The organism is Enterococcus mundtii, from assembly GCF_013394305.1.
Taxonomy (GTDB): domain Bacteria; phylum Bacillota; class Bacilli; order Lactobacillales; family Enterococcaceae; genus Enterococcus_B; species Enterococcus_B pernyi.
In genome coordinates this window covers 3,095,580-3,112,343 of record NZ_AP019810.1, presented here as the reverse complement: position 1 = coordinate 3,112,343, position 16,764 = coordinate 3,095,580, and the positions used below count along the sequence as shown (strand labels likewise).

The 16,764-nt window shown below is 36.7% G+C and carries 16 protein-coding genes and 1 pseudogene; 4 read left to right on the top strand and 13 right to left on the bottom strand.

What is annotated here, in order from left to right:
• Positions 1–201: 201 nt before the first annotated feature.
• A complete protein-coding gene (locus tag HZ311_RS14860; protein WP_178946799.1) occupies positions 202–2,742 on the bottom strand; it encodes a cation-translocating P-type ATPase in 2,541 nt (846 codons plus the stop codon).
• A gap of 261 nt (positions 2,743–3,003) precedes the next feature.
• On the opposite strand from HZ311_RS14860, the gene HZ311_RS14855 reads away from it, so the two are divergent.
• Positions 3,004–3,492 (top strand): GNAT family N-acetyltransferase, encoded by a 489-nt coding sequence (locus HZ311_RS14855; protein ID WP_077151336.1) that lies wholly within the window; start codon positions 3,004–3,006, stop codon positions 3,490–3,492.
• A 36-nt stretch (positions 3,493–3,528) separates the two neighbouring features.
• On the opposite strand, the gene HZ311_RS14850 is transcribed toward HZ311_RS14855, so the two are convergent.
• Both HZ311_RS14850 and HZ311_RS14845 read right to left on the bottom strand, forming a co-directional pair.
• A complete protein-coding gene (locus HZ311_RS14850) occupies positions 3,529–3,843 on the bottom strand; it encodes a hypothetical protein (protein WP_010735484.1) in 315 nt (104 codons plus the stop codon).
• 76 nt (positions 3,844–3,919) lie between these two features.
• Entirely contained in the window at positions 3,920–6,091 is a 2,172-nt protein-coding gene (locus HZ311_RS14845) for a type IA DNA topoisomerase (RefSeq protein ID WP_178946798.1), read from the bottom strand.
• Positions 6,092–6,506: 415 nt separating this feature from the next.
• Here HZ311_RS14845 and HZ311_RS14840 point away from each other — a divergent pair, with 415 nt between their 5' ends.
• Entirely contained in the window at positions 6,507–8,387 is a 1,881-nt protein-coding gene (locus tag HZ311_RS14840; RefSeq protein WP_178946797.1) for an RNase A-like domain-containing protein, read from the top strand.
• A 125-nt stretch (positions 8,388–8,512) separates the two neighbouring features.
• Positions 8,513–9,130, top strand: coding sequence for a hypothetical protein (locus tag HZ311_RS14835; protein ID WP_178946796.1), 618 nt, complete (start codon positions 8,513–8,515; stop codon positions 9,128–9,130).
• A gap of 111 nt (positions 9,131–9,241) precedes the next feature.
• Here HZ311_RS14835 and HZ311_RS14830 read toward each other — a convergent pair whose 3' ends face one another.
• The 7 genes from HZ311_RS14830 to HZ311_RS14800 all read right to left on the bottom strand — a co-directional run bounded on the left by HZ311_RS14830 (position 9,242) and on the right by HZ311_RS14800 (position 13,780).
• On the bottom strand, positions 9,242–9,823 hold the full coding sequence (locus tag HZ311_RS14830) for a hypothetical protein (RefSeq protein WP_023519644.1): 582 nt from the start codon (positions 9,821–9,823) through the stop codon (positions 9,242–9,244).
• An 18-nt stretch (positions 9,824–9,841) separates the two neighbouring features.
• On the bottom strand, positions 9,842–10,396 hold the full coding sequence (locus HZ311_RS14825; RefSeq protein ID WP_023519643.1) for a hypothetical protein: 555 nt from the start codon (positions 10,394–10,396) through the stop codon (positions 9,842–9,844).
• A gap of 128 nt (positions 10,397–10,524) precedes the next feature.
• A complete protein-coding gene (locus HZ311_RS14820; RefSeq protein ID WP_010735490.1) occupies positions 10,525–11,028 on the bottom strand; it encodes a hypothetical protein in 504 nt (167 codons plus the stop codon).
• Positions 11,029–11,048: 20 nt separating this feature from the next.
• Positions 11,049–11,591 carry a hypothetical protein gene (locus tag HZ311_RS14815; protein WP_023519642.1) on the bottom strand — a complete coding sequence of 181 codons (543 nt, stop codon included), beginning with the start codon at positions 11,589–11,591 and terminating at the stop codon, positions 11,049–11,051.
• Between the two features lie 342 nt (positions 11,592–11,933).
• A complete protein-coding gene (locus HZ311_RS14810; RefSeq protein ID WP_062805248.1) occupies positions 11,934–12,551 on the bottom strand; it encodes a hypothetical protein in 618 nt (205 codons plus the stop codon).
• Between the two features lie 142 nt (positions 12,552–12,693).
• Positions 12,694–13,275 carry a hypothetical protein gene (locus HZ311_RS14805; RefSeq protein ID WP_062805249.1) on the bottom strand — a complete coding sequence of 194 codons (582 nt, stop codon included), beginning with the start codon at positions 13,273–13,275 and terminating at the stop codon, positions 12,694–12,696.
• A gap of 151 nt (positions 13,276–13,426) precedes the next feature.
• Positions 13,427–13,780 carry a hypothetical protein gene (locus tag HZ311_RS14800; protein WP_226076544.1) on the bottom strand — a complete coding sequence of 118 codons (354 nt, stop codon included), beginning with the start codon at positions 13,778–13,780 and terminating at the stop codon, positions 13,427–13,429.
• A gap of 723 nt (positions 13,781–14,503) precedes the next feature.
• Here HZ311_RS14800 and HZ311_RS15855 point away from each other — a divergent pair.
• Positions 14,504–14,791 (top strand): hypothetical protein, encoded by a 288-nt coding sequence (locus HZ311_RS15855; RefSeq protein WP_232092496.1) that lies wholly within the window; start codon positions 14,504–14,506, stop codon positions 14,789–14,791.
• A 104-nt stretch (positions 14,792–14,895) separates the two neighbouring features.
• On the opposite strand, the pseudogene HZ311_RS14790 reads toward HZ311_RS15855, so the two are convergent.
• From HZ311_RS14790 to HZ311_RS14780, 3 genes and pseudogenes are all read right to left on the bottom strand, one after another.
• Positions 14,896–15,163, bottom strand: a pseudogene (locus HZ311_RS14790) (Txe/YoeB family addiction module toxin).
• Positions 15,163–15,426: a type II toxin-antitoxin system Phd/YefM family antitoxin gene (locus HZ311_RS14785; RefSeq protein WP_010735497.1), complete on the bottom strand. Its 264-nt coding sequence runs from the start codon at positions 15,424–15,426 to the stop codon at positions 15,163–15,165. The pseudogene HZ311_RS14790 and the gene HZ311_RS14785 overlap by 1 nt, the downstream one beginning before the upstream one ends.
• A 163-nt stretch (positions 15,427–15,589) precedes the next feature.
• Positions 15,590–16,738: an LCP family protein gene (locus tag HZ311_RS14780; protein WP_023519634.1), complete on the bottom strand. Its 1,149-nt coding sequence runs from the start codon at positions 16,736–16,738 to the stop codon at positions 15,590–15,592.
• Positions 16,739–16,764: the final 26 nt, after the last annotated feature.

Genomic DNA, 16,764 nt, shown 5'->3' with positions numbered 1-16,764 from the left:
ACGTTCATAATTCCTCGTTCTAACCTCTCTCACTAATCGTAAATTTCCATAATTCTCTAGTTTTTTTGTTATCTGTATTTATTTTTATCATTTGCGCTTTTTTAAGTCATTTTAAGAAAAGTTCGTCCGTAGCTTCGGGAAAAATAAACTACAGACGAACATAATTAAACTTAACTAAGAGAAAATCCTTCAGGTAATTCTTTAAAACAGATGTGTCCATTTTTTCACTTCGATATAGGCTACTGGAATAAAAGATAAACCAAGAACCCATAGCCAGTTGGAAAGTCCAATCGTAATAAATCCAAAGATATGTTGTGTCAGAGGGATTGTCACTAATAAGACAATGATCAATGCACCAATTGCTGTAGTTAAGACTAGCAATGGATTGCCCAAAAATTTCAATCGTAAAATAGATACTTCACTGCGACAATTATACATATGGCTGATCGTGGATAACCCTAAGACAATAAATGTCATTGTTTCAGCAATCGCTACTGATTGTGTACGACCAATAACTATAGCCAATAATGTGACGACGGTAAACACGACAGAGATTTCCAGGATCTTAAAGGTCAATCCTCGTGAAAAAATGCTATCGTATTTATGGATCGGTTGTTTTTCCATATTTTTTTCCTCTGCAGGTTCGACACTTAAACTAAAACCAGGGATGCCATCTGCGACTACTTTGATGATCAATAATTGGATCGCTGTGACTGGCGCCCCCCAACCTAAGATCAAAGAAATCAATACGATCGTTAAAGCTGAAATATTACAACCTAACATGGCATATAAAGATTTACGGATATTTTGATACACTCTGCGCCCCTCTTCTACCGCTTGGACGATCGTTGCAAAATGATCGTCTACTAAAACCATATCAGAAGCTTCCTTCGCCACTTCCGTTCCACTCCCCATAGCAATGCCGACGTCCGCTGCTTTTAATGCCGGAGCGTCGTTCACTCCGTCCCCTGTCATGGCGACGATTTCGTCATTTTGCTGAAAAGCTTTAACGATTCGTATCTTGTCCTCAGGTGACGTTCGAGCAAACACTCGACATCTATCGATAGTTTCGGCTAACTGTTTGTCACCCATTCTTTTCAGTTCCGCCCCTGTCATTGCCTGGTCTCCTTCTCCCATTATCCCTACTTCTTTAGCAATACGTGAAGCTGTTAATAAATGATCGCCAGTGATCATAACGGTTTTGATCCCTGCTTTTTTGGCTATTTCCACTGCCTTTGCTGCTTCTTTCCTCGCTGGATCGATAATGCCGATAAAGCCGGCAAATTTCAACTCCTCCTCTAGTTCTTCCTCTGATAATTCTTCAATCGGTTGCTGGAATACCTTGTACGCTACTCCTAATACACGGTACGCTTGATCAGCAAGTTGATCATGTTCCGCTTGGTAATGTTCGCTTGGATTCACCAAGTGCAGCCGATCGAATGCTCCTTTTGTGACTGAAAAATATTCTTGACCCATACGATAGACGACTGTCATACGTTTTCTTTTTGAATCAAAGGGCAATTCTTTGATTTTTTTCAAATCAGAAAGAGATTCCTGTAATTCTTTCTCCGAAAATCGATCTTTTACAGCTTTTTGAATCGCTAATTCCGTTGGATTGCCCCCTCCATCGTTCTCAGAAGAACCACTCGCAAGATAAAACAGTAAAAGTAGATTTTTTTCCTTGTCTTTAGTGAAGTCTATAAGAATAGGTAATTCTGTTAGAGGAACGATTTTTTTTAACGTCATTTTATTTTCAGTGATCGTACCCGTTTTATCTGAACAAATCACAGAGACGCCGCCTACTGTTTCAACAGTTGAAGGTGTTCGAACAATGGTTTTCTTAATTGCCATATTCCCCATTCCCACAGCTAAAGAGATGGTTACGACAACCGGTAATACTTCTGGTATTGCTGCAACTGCCATTGAAATTGCAGTCATGATACTTGATTCCACACTCAAACCTTTTACTAAACCAATTACAATTGCTAAGAAACCAGCAGTGATTGCGACTATTCCTAGTACTTTACCCAGTCTTTGCATTTTGATTTGCAGTGGTGCGACATGCGTTCCTTCATTCGTGATTAAATGAGAGATTTTTCCGATTTCTGTAGCATTACCAGTTTTTTCTACTAAAATCGTTGCTTTACCTGTCACAACCAATGAACCTGAAAATACTAGGTCTTTACGATCACTCAATGCTTCAATATCACTAGCACGATAAGAAGCGTCCTTTTCACTCGGTTCACTTTCTCCAGTCAAAAATGATTCGTCAACAAAGAAATTAGTACTTGTAATTACTTTCGCGTCAGCAGGGACACGATCACCCAATTTAAGTTGTATGATATCACCAGGAACGATCTCAGAGCTGTTGATTTCTTTAACGGAACTTTCTCTCAAGACACGGCTAGATGGCGTACTCATTTTTTTCAGTTGATCCATTGATTTTTCCGCACTTTTTTGTTGCCGTATCGACAAATAAAGATTTAATAGGACAATTGAAAAGATGACAATTGGTTCTGTAAAATCATCCGGATGTGTTTGATAAGCAATAAACGTAGATAGTCCTGTGGCAACAAGTAAAATCAAAATCGTGATATCTTTCATTGATTCTTTGAAATAAACACTAAAAGATTTAGTTGACTGAGTGTCAATCGAGTTTACACCGTAGTATTCTAATCGATCGTTTGCTTCTTGTTCCGTCAATCCTTTTTGTCTATCTGTCTGTAAGTTTTCTATTTTCATTCTGCCTATTCCCTCCCAAAACAAAAAGGAGCCAGACAAACGAACCATTAAAGCCTACGGTTCGTTTGTCTGACTCCTACAAGATCGTTCCGGCGAACGCTCTTAAGTCATAAATTTTTTATGAAGTTATTATTTCACAGTTCAAGCAATGGGTCAAGGGAGAAGTTGATAAAAGAATGTTCCTCTGTGTACAAAGTAAATTGACCCTTCCGTTCATTTGTATTACGATAAATAAACACGATAGAAAAGGAGCCTTGTCCGATGCTGATACGAGAAATCAAACCACAAGATGATCCAATCATCAAAGAAATTATTCAAACTTCCCTAGAATCACTCGATTTAGCGATTGAAGGAACTGCCTATTTCGACCCCCAATTAGACCATTTAACAGACTACTACCATGCTCTCCCCTGTGCTGCTTATTGGGTGGTGGAATTAGAAAATAAAGTAGTTGGCGGAATCGGAATCACACCTTTTGACGAGCAAAAGCAGATATGTGAATTACAAAAATTGTACTTAGCCCCAGAAGCAAAAGGTTTAGGAATTGCCAACCAATTGATGGAAACAGCATTGTCTTATGCCACTCAACATTACCGTCAATGCTATTTAGAAACGATGCATTTATTAAAGCCTGCTTGTAAACTATATGAAAAGTTCGGCTTTCACTTGATAGCTGATCCACTAGCAGGTTCTGAACACTCGACGATGGACGCTTGGTATATTAAAGAGTTAAAAAAAGACGGCGAATAAGGAAATTTTTCTCTTATCGTCGTCTTTTTTATCTATTTATATGAACTGTTGAATAAATTGCGTAATCACCGGTAAGAAATAAACAACACCCGCCGCAGCTAATACGAAAAGCAACTGTTTCCGCTGTTTCTTTCTTTTCAGTAGACTACTCGTTGTATGCAACAAGTAAGTGCCACTTTTGGCTGCTGCGGTCAAAGTTGTCAAAATGACCGTCGGTGAGTAGCCAGTCGGATGTTTTGTAATAGCTAATAATTTGGTTCCGTATTCTGGATATGCAATAACTGCTTGATATAGCGCAACCAGCGTTAACAACCCCATTGCATAATTCAAAAGCGAATTGATTTTTTTCACGTACAAGTACTCCTCTAATAATGATTACTTTAGTATTTTTTGGTTTAGGTATTTTTACTTTTCGGAATATATATACCTACTCTTGTTTTTCCATCCAAGGAAATGAAAAGCCGATCGTTAAATCTTCTTTCAAAATAAGGACAGCATCAAACTTTCCTTTTTTCCCCGTGAATCCTTTGACCACTTTTCTGGTCTTTCCCTTTGAGAGTAACTCTCTAAGATTTGTTTTAGTCAATTTCTTCTTAGCAATCGTAGGCCATAATTTAAAATCACATTCCTTGTTCGTACATGTCGCGATTTTTGGATACAACATCACAATGCCTTTTTTACATTTCGGACAACGCCCGACTTGGTCATTCTTCTTCTCCATTGCTTCGATTTGCATCAAGCCGCTTTGCTCTTCCGACAAGTCGACTGTTTTTACTTGTTCTGGGACGACTTCTAATAAATGCAGAATAAATTTTTTGATATTTTCTAAAAAGACTTCCGGTGTTCCTTGCCGTTCACCGATTTTTTTTAGATAACTTTCCCACCGCGCCGTCATCTCAGCACTTGTCAGTAAAGATTCTCCTGCTACTGCTTTACACAAAGTGATACCTTTGGCAGTCACTTGAATATCATTTTTATTGACTTCGATATAGTGCCTTTGTTTCAAGTTTTCAATAATGCTCGCGCGGGTAGCTTCCGTTCCGATCCCTTCCACTTCTTTCAGAATCTCTTGCGCTTCTTCATCATCTAAGGTCTTTCCTGCGGTTTTCATCGCAGTGATCAGCGTTCCCTCATTGTAGGGCTTAGGCGGTTGAGTCTCTTTCTCAAGCCTTCTCAGATCAACAGCCACTACCTCTTGTTCACTAACTTTAGGCAAAAGCTGACCATCTGATTTTTTCTTGCTTTTTACGGTCAAGACTTGTTGCCAGCCTTCTGCAATCGGACGTTTCCCGACACTTTTTAAACGCAATCGTTCCACTCCTGTAAGGATCACGGTTTCTTCATAGCGATAATTTTCTGCAAACATTGCTAAAGTCGTACGCATCACCTGCAAATAGATCGCTTGCTCTAGTCGGGAAAGCTTCGCAAAACGTTCCTTCGTCGGTATCGTTTTTGTGGGAATGATCGCATGATGCTCTTGGACTTTTTTTGCATCCACATATCGTTTTTTAGGAAATGTTTCTGGTGTCGCTACCTCTGTGATCCCTAAAAACGCTTTATAGCGATCAAGATTTTGGACAAGATACTGGTGTTCGCTTTCTGTAATGTAAAAAGAATCTGTTCGAGGATAACTCAAAAACTTACTTTCGTACAAACCTTGAACTGCATCAAGTGTGGCTTTCGCACTGACTTTCATCAGTTGATTCATTTTCGATTGTAAACTTGACAAAGAAAACAAACGTGGACTACTTTGTTGTTTTTCTTTTTTCGTTACTTGTAAGATCGTTCCTTGTTGTTTTCCTAAATGCGCTCCTTTTCCCTCAATCGCAGTAACTAATTCGTTCGCAGTCTTAAAAGTTTGTTTCGGCTCGATTTTACCGACAAACTGCCCATGTTGACTTTTGATCTGCGCTTCTCCTTCGAAATAAGGCTCTTTTTTAAACTTCCTGATTTCTTCTTGTAACTGGTAGATCATATAAAGCGTTGGTGTTTGCACGCGCCCTAAGGAGAAGCTCCCTGAGATTCCTTTTTGTTGCAGCAGCAAACTATACAGTGGACTGCCATTCATCCCGATCAGCCAATCCGCATGTTGACGTGCTTGTGCTTCTTTGTATTTTGGATAAAATTGCTCCGCCGGTTTCAGTTGTTTGAACCCTTGATAGATGGCTTCTTTTTCCAATGAATTGATCCATAAACGTAAGTACTGCTTTTGCTTCGTAAAGGCTTTTGCTTGCTGGATGATCGACCAAGCAATCGCTTCACCTTCACGGTCACTATCTGTTGCGATAATGATCGTATTAGCTGCTTGCAATTGTCGTTTGACAATGGCGAATTGGCTCCGTTTCTCTGGAGGCACCGTATATTTAAATTGGTCAGGAAATATCGGCAAGTTGGGCAATGACCACTTCGCCCAGCGTTCTTCATACTCTCCAGGAGGAACCATTTCCACTAAATGACCAAATCCATAAGTGATTGTTACTTCACCTGTGAATAGTGGATCGCTGACTTCAAAATAACCTTCCTGCTTTTTCTTTTTTTTGAACGTTTCCGCATACGCTTTTGCTTGAGAAGGCTTTTCAGCAAGTATCACTGTTTTCATGTTTTTCCTCCTCTTGATAAAATAAGAATTCTTTAACAGTTTACCAAATGGTTTTCAAAAAGAATAGCGAAAAAATTGAAGATGTTTTTGTTGAATGGAAAAAAGCGTTACAAAAAAATAACTATAATCACCTAAAGAAGAACATTTACCTTTTTATTATTATCATGCTGTTATTTTTAAATAAGGATAAAAACATTGATAAAAGAACAGCATGTCTTAACATATAATTAGTATTTGCAAAGAAAATAACTATATAAAAAAATGAGTTTTTTTATAATTATAATTTTAAATAAACTTGAAGTTTATTGTTATATTTTGGAAAATATAATTAAGCAACCTACGACACAAATAAGGAGGTTTTTGGTAGTTGAACTGTTGGTAGTCACTCAAGCCATTTGATAAAAAGGAGTAAAAAATGAAAAAATTTTATCGCCTATTACTTGTTGGTCTGTTGCTCGCACCTTTTGCCACTTTGCCACTTGATGTCCACGCCCAAGAAGCGATCGCTGGCGAAATAACCCAACCTGACGAAACCATCGTTCCGATCGATACCACCTCAGCGATTCCTTCGTCCGCAGAACCACAAAATGCAGCAGTTGCCTTAAACGTTTTTAATGGAATCAGCATGTCTGCTTATGCATCTGGTTTATCAGGTAGTACACTTAGCGCTGGCTTACTGTCGACCGCCGCCTCCGCTGTTCTTGCCCCCGCTCTACTAGGAATTGGTCTAGGGGTCGGTTTTTATCAGCTCGGTGCCTCTTTAGGCGTAGCAACAGCTGATTTAGCGAAAACAAACAGTGGCTTATTTGAATCGATCGGTAGCAGTGCCTCCACTCAAAATGAACTGAACGCTTTTGCAATGTCTGGAATTGATTCGACAACAAATACCTACAATTTCTCCGCAGCCTTACAAAACCGCTACGCACAAGATGTAACAAGCAATGCGTTGATGCGTGAGTACTTGACTGGCGAGAGCGACCACGGAATCTTTACTTTCAGCGTCAGTGACCGTGTTGAACTCTATCGTCGCTACATCAACTACACCATTCCTTGGACACTACGAGAGCAAGCAGCGGTGGTCGGACGTAACACGTCACTAGCCGATTCTCTCTCCCAGAATGAGTTTTTCGTTTTAGAAAGCATCCAGTATGGCGAATCCGTTCGTGGTGCAGATGATGCCATCTTGAACATCACCGGTTCTTCTTACTACGGCTATGATTTCCCAGAACCTTTTAATTATCAAGTCAAGCTTGATACGAGCATCTCTACGCTCTTAACAGAGATCACAACAAAAGAACAATTGCTCGACTACGTCCAAGCAACCACACCCTTTGAATTTGGGGTCGTCAATGAACCTTCTAAGGCCTTAGCTATTGAAACTGCCCAAGAAATGGCTGTCGCATATGATGAACGAACCAGCCAAATCAGCCAAAGTTTAAGCGAAGCCTTGGCTCCAAACAACAATGGGTTAGACTTTGATCCATCAGGAATGATCGCTACATTATATGGTGCCGCAGTTGTATTGGATCACGCTGGGAACTTTATCTATGCTCAAACGCAACAAGCCGTTCCAGCGCATTTAGTTGGAGCGATTGAGTTTTCTTATAGTGAAGAGTCAATACCTTATGATAATGCTCTTACGATTAACGGTAGGCGAAGGACATTTGATCCAGAAACAGGAAGCATAATCAATGAAGGAACAAATGAAACTTTAATTGATTCAGCATTAGGGGACTGGACCATTGCTAGCTACAAAACTCTGGTGGCTGAACTACGTAAATATGACGATAACGAAGATGCCTGGTATACCCCCCTCGACTTAATCTATGATGAGTACTATGCTCATGGTGGCAAAGGCCATACGATTACAGATCATGTTATTCAAAATTGGGACACCTTGTTAACTAGAATGGAAGGTGACGACGAACTAAAATATACTACAAGTTTTCACAACGCCCTCCAAGCTTTATTAATAGTCAACTATGCCATTTGGACAGCAAAACATGAAAATTTATTAGCCGGAGATAAAGGCTTCGACTTAGGTTACTGCAATTTACCAGAAAATAGCAATTCGATTTCTTATCGATCCTATGGTCAATTGTCATTAGGGGTTTCTCTAGGTTTTGGTTTATCAAAAACCACAATACCTAATCAATTTGATCGGCATGAGCACATCCCTTATGCAAAGGTCATGATCCGAAAAACCAAACAAGCAGTCCGAAAAAATAGAAAATATTTTATTGTTACTGCATTTCCTGATTTAGAAAGAACGGTTCAGGGATGGAGTCCTAGTTGATAGAAGTTCGTTAGAAAATAATCAGAAAAAGGTGGATTTAAAGATTCATCTTTTTCTAATTTAACCTTCCGATTTCTCGAACACTGGAGGTTTAAGAAATTGAGTGACATAAAGGAGGAAAGTAGATGGAACTATTAGAAAAAGAAACACTAGCATGCCGGGATTGGAATGGAGAAAATATACCAAATTATGTTAATTATAGCTTCTTTAATGAACCATATTATCAAGGAATTCACAGTCACCAGCAAGCTATAATAGGATATCTAGAGTTTTTACATCGAATCGCCCAATGTAACCACTGGGCATCAGACCTCAGAGTAAAAACTGGAAACCCTGCTAGTATAGAACGATTCAACGAGTATTTCTGTTCAATAAAAGCTAATCCGCTCATCTATATCAAAAGAGACCCTGATTATTTAGGTTGGAAAACAAACCCGATTTACGTCAATAAAGAAATGATGAAAGCAGAAAAAATTAATCCTGAAATCCTATTTAAAAATAGAGGAGCCTATGAAAAAGCCTTTTTCCATGAAACTCAAACAACTACAGTGAGTAAAGAACAATTTTTAGTGCTTAATCAACGATTCTTTCCTGAAAGAGAGCATTTAAAAATCTACGAGTGGGATGCATCCTTCTCCAATCGCTTTAATCGTGCGCGTGATTGTTACGGTGCATATTTATGGAGTATTTACGATGAAAAAAGAAAACGATTTACAGTAATCAGTGTATTTTTGAATCCTTAGTGATGAACCCGTATTTGAAAAAATGCTTTTTCTTCACTTATTTACATATGCAACTGAGAGTCATCACATGACTTTCAGTTGCATATTATTATACTTGATCAATTGTGTTATTCAATCAGCTATTGAAATTCCGATCACTGTAAATTTATGTTGTGCTTTGTCATATATCGTCCATAAAAATCCATCATATAATTCTCTTCCAAAAGAAAAGTAATTTGACCATTCGCTGTTCCATTCATACACCGTTAGCGTTTTTTTATTAGGAAACAACCAATCATTAAGTTGTATAAAGTGGTCTTTTTTACCACCATAGCTGTACGGAGGATGAAGAAAAAGAAAGGTATACATAGATTGATAACCACCTGCACTTTTGTTGTCTATTGATATTAACTCCTCGATCGTTGAGAGTTTCCCATACATTAAGTCTGGATTCACGGCATATCTATACTGGAGTTGATTGCCATATCTAGGTAAACAATCAAAATAAAGTAATTCAGTATAGTAAATTCCTGGAACATCCCTTTTTTCATTCATCACTTTAATAAATTCAAGTGCTACTTTTCGATGACTAGAGCGCCCTTTATACTCGCTCTCCTCGAAAAAAACATAATCTATCAAAAGACCCTGCACTGGAATGTTTCTCTTGTGGGCATTTTGTTTAAACTCAAATGTTTCTTTTCTCAATAATCTCATGATCGACCTCCTTCTTTCTCAAGTTCCTAAAACTGTGAACTTCTTACTTTCTTCATCGTAAACTGTCCATAAGTAAGCAGCTCCATTCATCTTCTTTATGTAAGAAAAATAATCTGACCAAGTATTGTTCCATTGATAAATAATCAGTTTGGCTCTATTTTCAAAGATATGATTGTTCAATTGAATAAAATCTTTCTCCTCTCCTTTATAAGATGAAGATAATTTAAAGAAAGCAGTGGCATAATCGGAAGTATATTTCTTGTCCGAATCATAGGCTGTAGAAAAGAAAACATTCCCTTCGATTATAAACCCTTGCATCAGTAGTTGATTGATGGAATAAGTTTTTCTCAGATTGACAGGGAAATTTACTCTATCCGTATACTCAATTTTTGTATGTCCTCTCTTTTGATTGATTGCTGTCACAAAGGCAAGTGCTGCTTTTTTGTGACTTTCTTCCCCTTTGTAATTTTCTTCATGGAAGAAGCCGTAAGTAAGTACGAGCTCTTTCATACAGATATTTTTTTCAACCATAGTCAGTACAAATCGATCTGTTTCCTTTTCCAAAAATTTCATCTTTCCCTCCTCTAGAAATGTTGTATGTACTCGATAGTATTTTTCACGTAGTATTCAGTACCTCATCGAAGCACCTATCACTGTAAATTTTTCAGTTTCCCTCTCATAAATCGTTCATAAATAAGCCCCTACTCCTCTCTCCCTATTGAAAAATAATTTGACCAATCATTATTCCATTGGTAGATTATTAGGTTCTCTTGTACAGGAAATAGATACTCATTGGCTTTTAAAAAAATCTCTTCTCGCTGAGGTTTATATATCTGTGAGAGTATGGAATAAGCATAGGAAGATTCATATTTACCATTCTCACATTTAGTAGAGAAAAAGGCAGGAGGCAATACTGATTTCGCATACATCAACTCTGGGTTCACTGCATAAGGATAAGCCAAAGACTTAATAAAAATAGGTAAATCATCAAAACAATGTAATTCTGTTGAATGAACACATGAGTACCCTACTCTTTTTTTGTTCATCACCTTTATAAATTCAATCGCTGCTTGTTGATGACTCTCCACATTTCGGTAATTCTTCTCTTTAAAGTAAACAAAGTCTAAATTTAAACGTCTTGTAAATAATGCTTTCTCCTCTAATTTTTGGCTCAATACTTCTGTTTCCTGTAGTAAAAACTCCATATTATATTTTTCTCCTAATCTCATAAAATGCTTGCATTGATCACCGTAAACTTATTTCTTTTAGAATCATAGATCGTCCATATAAAAGCTCCTCTATGCTGTCTGCCATAATGAAAATAATCTGACCAAGTATTATTCCACTCATAAATAATCAGTTGCTCTTTATCTGGAAAAAGAATATCGTTCATTTGAATAAAATGGTCTACTTTTCCGAGATAGTATGAAGACATCTGGAAGAATGCATAAGCATAATTTGAAAGAAACGGTTGTTTAGGTTTCCGAGAAATTGAGAAAAAAACCTCGTGACTTAAACGTCGAGCGGTCATGAGCGTAGGATTTATTGTATATTCTTGTATTCGGTTATCTAAATGTTCCTGCTTATTCCAAGTAATCATAGGATATCTTTTTTTCTGGTTCGCAAACTTAACAAGCTGAATTGCTGCTTGTTGATGACTGCTATCTTCCTCGTAATCTTTCTCATGAAAGAATAGAAAAAGAATCGGGATATTATTCTCCATCATAGTCAAAGGGAATCGATACGTCTCTCCATCTAATAATTTCAAATTGATTTTTCCTTTCTTTTATGTGATGTTTTCTTTTCTATTATGTAGTCAATAAAGCACCAAGCACTGAAAATTGAGTCAAAATCCGATGAATGAAATTTCTCTGCATACATTTCATAATGATCAGTTTTCGGTTTCCCTATGTTTTTATTACCCAATTATTTACTTTTACTAAATGATTCAATTGTTTAACCTAATTATAGGTGTGTTATTCTCTTACCCCTGTTCTGCTAAATAAATACTGATGATCGTAAAGATTTGGGTTCTAGAATCATAAACACTCCAAAGATAGGCGCCCCAGCCCACACGCGTATAATTGAAATAATTTTTAAGTTCTAAATTTTATTCATAGCCTAAATAAATATCAATGACTGTAAATCTCTTTGTATTCGTATCGTAAATACTCCATAAATAGGCACCGATGCATACTCTAGGATAGTTGAAGTAATTTGTAAACTCTGAATTCCATGAATAGATGGTTAATTTGTCTTTTAAAGGAAAGAACCGTTGATTTACCAGATTAAAGTCTGTCTTAGATAACTTTGTACCATGAAATTCATCAAAAAAAGCTTCCTCATATACCCCGCCATCCATAAAAAATTCCTCCGAAGTTAGTTCAATGCCTTCCATCATCTCTTCATTGACTTCAATGGGGTAGCCATCTAAGTTTAACGTAGTAGGATCAATTGCTGTGTATATAATTGAATCAGAATTTAGTTCAAGAAATTTCGCTACATACATTTCATGGGTAACAGATTTTCCAGCTTCTTTGCGTTTTTTTGATGACCAAAGATTTGTTCTTATTATGCGACTTGTATAATTTAAGTAAGCCAAAATTGCCTCTTTATGGGTGACCTTTCCTTGGTAATCACTTTCCTTAAAGAATGTATAACCAACGTAATGCGGAAAAAGTACATCCCCTTTTTTTAATTCTAACGTTTCTTTTACCAATAATTCCATGTCTTTTCCTCCTCGAAGTTTTATGTATTACATGATACCTATTTCGTCATAGTTATTGTTTTTCTTGAACATATTAATCAACAATAATTGTGACTTGATTTACCTACTAAGTAGGATAAAAATTTAAAAAACTAAATTAAACTCAATCTGTCATAGAAGATCCTATGACAGTCAGTTTATTCGATGCAGTATCGTAAATCGTCCAAAGAAAGGCATCCATCCATTCTCTCCCAGGAGAAAAGTAATTCGACCAATTGTTATTCCATGCATAAATGATTAACACACTTTTCTTAGGGAATAATAATTTATTCAAGGAAATAAAATCTTCTTCGTCCCCACTATATGAATATGGTGGGAAAAGAAATGTTTGTGCATACCAATTTAAATAGCTTCCAGAAGCTGTTTTTTCAACAGAAAAGAAAACATCTGCCTTTATCCGTTTTCCATACATTAATTCTGGATTTACGGCATAACTCAATCTTATTGGGCTACATACTATGGGTAAGTGATCGAAATAATGCAAATCTGTATATAGAAGACCTGGAATATTTCTTTTTTCATTCATTACTTTGATAAATTGAAGAGCGGCTTTACGATGACTGGAGTATCCACGATAACCTGTTTCTTCAAAAAATACATAATCGAGTAAAAGTCCATTGATTGGAAATTTTCTTAAATAGAGTTTTTGTTTAAATTGATACGTATCTTCTTTTAATAACTTCATTCTGTCCTCATCATTCAACTCAATGTTGATGCCCCACATACCGTAAATCTTTTTCTTGTTGGATCATAAATCGTCCAAAGGTACGCTCCTTTTCCGGAATGTTTTCCATAAGCGAAATAATCTGACCACGTGTTGTTCCATTGATAAATGACTAATGTTTCCTTCTCGGAATATAATCTGAAATATAATGACCTTCTAAGTCGCTGTGTGCAGAAAAAAAAGTATCGACTGGAATTCTTGCTGCATCCATTAAATTTAAGTTTATGGAATAGGTTACTGATATATTGACTGGTAATTCAAGTTTATTCGTATACTCAATTTGATCATGTCCTCTTCTTTGAATGAGGAACGTAACAAATGCTAAAGCTGCTTTTTTGTGACTTTCGTATCCTTGATTATTCTTTTCTTGAAAAAACGCATAGTTGATTGCTAAATCTTTCATCCAGATGTTTTTTTCAACCATGGTCAGTACAAATCGGTTAGTCTCCTTTTCTAAAAATTTCATCCTTACCTCCTTTAGAAATGTTGTATGTACTCAATAAGTATAATTCGTATACTTTACAAAAAGACCTATTTATCTTTGGGTCACCAAACGTATACTTAAATTTCATAATCATCCTCCGAACCTCTAAAAAATCAAACAGAAAACCTAATTATTTTCATTGTTATTTTATATGTATTTAAGCAGAATAAATATCTTTTTAAGATTATATTATCGCATGATAAAGAAATCGACAAGTTTCACTGATTTATTTATCTTGTTTTTTTATCAAGTCATACCTGCGAAACAAAGATTTATTTTTTAAGAAATAAAAGTAAAAAAATAAGCTCATAAAAAATGTAAAATTGTTAAGAAATTCAATCTGAATAATAAGTGGATTTTTGCGAGGAGGATAAAATGGGGCTATTAGAAAAAGAAACACTAGCATGTTGGGAGTGGAGTGGATAAAATATACCACTTTATGTTAATTATACCTTCTTCATTGAACCTAATTATCAAGGAATTCACAGTCACCAGCAAGCTATACTAGGATATCTAGAATTTTCGAATCGAATTGTACAATGTAATCATTGGGCATTCGACCAAAGAGAAAAAACTGGGAAGCCTACAAGCATAGAACAATTTAACGAATATTTTTGTTCAATTAAAGCTAACCCACTCATCTATATCAAGCGAGATCCTGATTACTTAGGTTGGGAAACATACCCAATTTATGTAAATAAAAAAATGATGAAGGCAGAAGAAATCAAACCCGATAGTCTATTTAAAAATAGAGGAGCCTATGAAAAAACCTTTTTCCATGAAACTCAAACAACAACAGTGAGTAAAGAACAATTTTTAGTGCTTAATCAACGATTCTTTCCTGAAAGAGAGCATTTAAAAATCTACGAGTGGGATACATCCTTCTCCAATCGCTTTAATCGTGCGCGTGATTGTTACGGTGCCTATTTATGGAGTATTTACGATGAAAAAAGAAAACGATTTACAGTGATCAGTGTATTTTTGAATCCTTAGTAATGAACCTGAATTCGAAAAATGTTTTTTCTTCATTTATTTATATATGCCACTGAATGTCATATGAAGACTTTCAGTGGCATATTATTGTATAGTTTGATCGATTATTCATAGTGAGTCCATGCAGAGTAAATCTCAACAATTTTTTCTTTGTCATTTATTTTATACACCACTCGATGTTGGCGATTCAATCTTCTTGAATACCTTCCTTCATGAGTTGGCTTTAGCTTTTCAAATGCTTGTTTAGGGCAATAAGGATCAGTTTTTAATGTTTCGATAATAGTAAGAAATTGATTTTTTAAATTAGAGCTCTTTAGCTTTTTTAAAATCTGTTTCAGCTGAGTTTTTAACTACTACCTTATAACTCCCCATCAAAGGTCATCCCAATCAATATCGTCTACATTTATAAATCCCGTATCGTCTTGTTCTCTTTTCTTTACGATGTCAAGTGTACCAATTTGTTCCAAAAATAGCGTTTCTTTGATTGCTCGCCAATCTTCTAAACCAATCAAGACCGCGTTATTCTCATTACGCTCACTAATAATCTCGATTTCTGTATGATTTTCATTCACTTCTTTTAACAATTGATAAAATTTTTTTCGTGCAGTACTCGGATTTAAAGTAGTATTAGACATTTTCCTTCTCCTTTTTGCATTTATTACCTATATTTTGACGTACTCAAATAAGTAAATCAATTATAAAACTATTCTTATAGCAAGCAAAATAAATTAACATCACAAAAAGACTCTTCTAGAACTAAATACTTCTAGAAAAGCCTTTTTAACAAAACATCAACGATCATTTACTCAAAAATTGTTCAATCTTTTCACGGTTCATTTGTTTATCTAATACGAGGATACTACCCGCATAATCACTTTGACCATAGCTCCAAGTATTATCAGCTGGGACACTTAAACGGTCGATTCCGCCAGCACCACGTAAGATAGAGAAACTATTTCTGACTAAAAAAGTCATCGGTACATCGGTGGATGTATAACCGATTGCTTTTCCGGCAGCATATGGCGCGCGGATCAAGTTCAATGGATTTTTTAGTTGTCCAAAAATCGCATCCATTACTTGTTGCTGTCTGCGGACGCGACCGAAGTCGCCTTCTTCATCCATCCGGAAACGCGCATATTGCAACAGCACATGACCGTCCATCCGTTGTTTGCCTTTAGCGATATCAACACCGTCTAGATTCAAGTCTTTTTCAGCATCGATCGACACGCCATTCATGAACATGGCATCAATCACTTTTTCGAATGATTTGAAATCGACTTTCATGTAGTATTGACAGTTCAGCCCAAAGTTTTCTAACAAGGTTTGTCGGACTAACTCAGCGCCACCATAAGCATAAGCTGCATTGATTTTATTGTCTCCGACCCCAGGGATCGTCACGAAGCTATCCCGCATGAATGAGATCAATTTGGGTTTACGAGCTGGTCCATCTAATTGCAGAACCATGATCGTATCTGCTCGTCCCGCATCTTCACCCCTTGTATCGCTTCCTAAAATCAAAATATTGTGTGCGCCGCTTGTTGATTGGGTGCCATTGAATGTTTCTGAAGTCGCTGGTTCCAGTGACTGATCATTTTCAGCCACGAACTTGCCGACGAAAAATGAAATCAGTGAAAAGACAAACAAGACTAGTAAAATTCCTAAAATGATTTTCCACCAAGACCGCTTCTTACGTGGACCTTTGGGCTGTTTCTTTTTAAAGAGTCCTTTTTTCTGGGGTGGTTGTTCTGAATGAACGTGTTCTTCGTAAGGCGTTGAGTATCGAGAATCACTTGGACGTTCTTCATAAGTTTGTTCGTAAGAAGGGATTGCTTCCTCTTCAGGCTCTGCCTGTTTCTTACTTGCGCGTCGCCAAGATAGCGGCGATGACTTTTCTTTGATTGGTTTTGCTTTTTTATGGATGTTCTGATAGCGATCCATCCGACTCATTTGATTTCCTCCCTTTGTTCAACTCA

Bases quoted from the DNA above. Each gene is read 5' to 3' on its own strand.
- HZ311_RS14830 (WP_023519644.1), bottom strand. From the start codon at position 9,823: ATGAGATTATTGAGAAAAGAAACATTTGAGTTTAAACAAAATGCCCAC.
- HZ311_RS14820 (WP_010735490.1), bottom strand. From the start codon at position 11,028: ATGGAGTTTTTACTACAGGAAACAGAAGTATTGAGCCAAAAATTAGAG.
- HZ311_RS14825 (WP_023519643.1), bottom strand. From the start codon at position 10,396: ATGAAATTTTTGGAAAAGGAAACAGATCGATTTGTACTGACTATGGTT.
- HZ311_RS15855 (WP_232092496.1), top strand. From the start codon at position 14,504: ATGATGAAGGCAGAAGAAATCAAACCCGATAGTCTATTTAAAAATAGA.
- HZ311_RS14810 (WP_062805248.1), bottom strand. From the start codon at position 12,551: ATGGAATTATTGGTAAAAGAAACGTTAGAATTAAAAAAAGGGGATGTA.
- HZ311_RS14860 (WP_178946799.1), bottom strand. From the start codon at position 2,742: ATGAAAATAGAAAACTTACAGACAGATAGACAAAAAGGATTGACGGAA.
- HZ311_RS14780 (WP_023519634.1), bottom strand. From the start codon at position 16,738: ATGAGTCGGATGGATCGCTATCAGAACATCCATAAAAAAGCAAAACCA.
- HZ311_RS14835 (WP_178946796.1), top strand. From the start codon at position 8,513: ATGGAACTATTAGAAAAAGAAACACTAGCATGCCGGGATTGGAATGGA.
- HZ311_RS14845 (WP_178946798.1), bottom strand. From the start codon at position 6,091: ATGAAAACAGTGATACTTGCTGAAAAGCCTTCTCAAGCAAAAGCGTAT.
- HZ311_RS14840 (WP_178946797.1), top strand. From the start codon at position 6,507: ATGAAAAAATTTTATCGCCTATTACTTGTTGGTCTGTTGCTCGCACCT.
- HZ311_RS14800 (WP_226076544.1), bottom strand. From the start codon at position 13,780: ATGAAATTTTTAGAAAAGGAGACTAACCGATTTGTACTGACCATGGTT.
- HZ311_RS14855 (WP_077151336.1), top strand. From the start codon at position 3,004: ATGCTGATACGAGAAATCAAACCACAAGATGATCCAATCATCAAAGAA.
- HZ311_RS14785 (WP_010735497.1), bottom strand. From the start codon at position 15,426: ATGTCTAATACTACTTTAAATCCGAGTACTGCACGAAAAAAATTTTAT.
- HZ311_RS14805 (WP_062805249.1), bottom strand. From the start codon at position 13,275: ATGAAGTTATTAAAAGAAGATACGTATCAATTTAAACAAAAACTCTAT.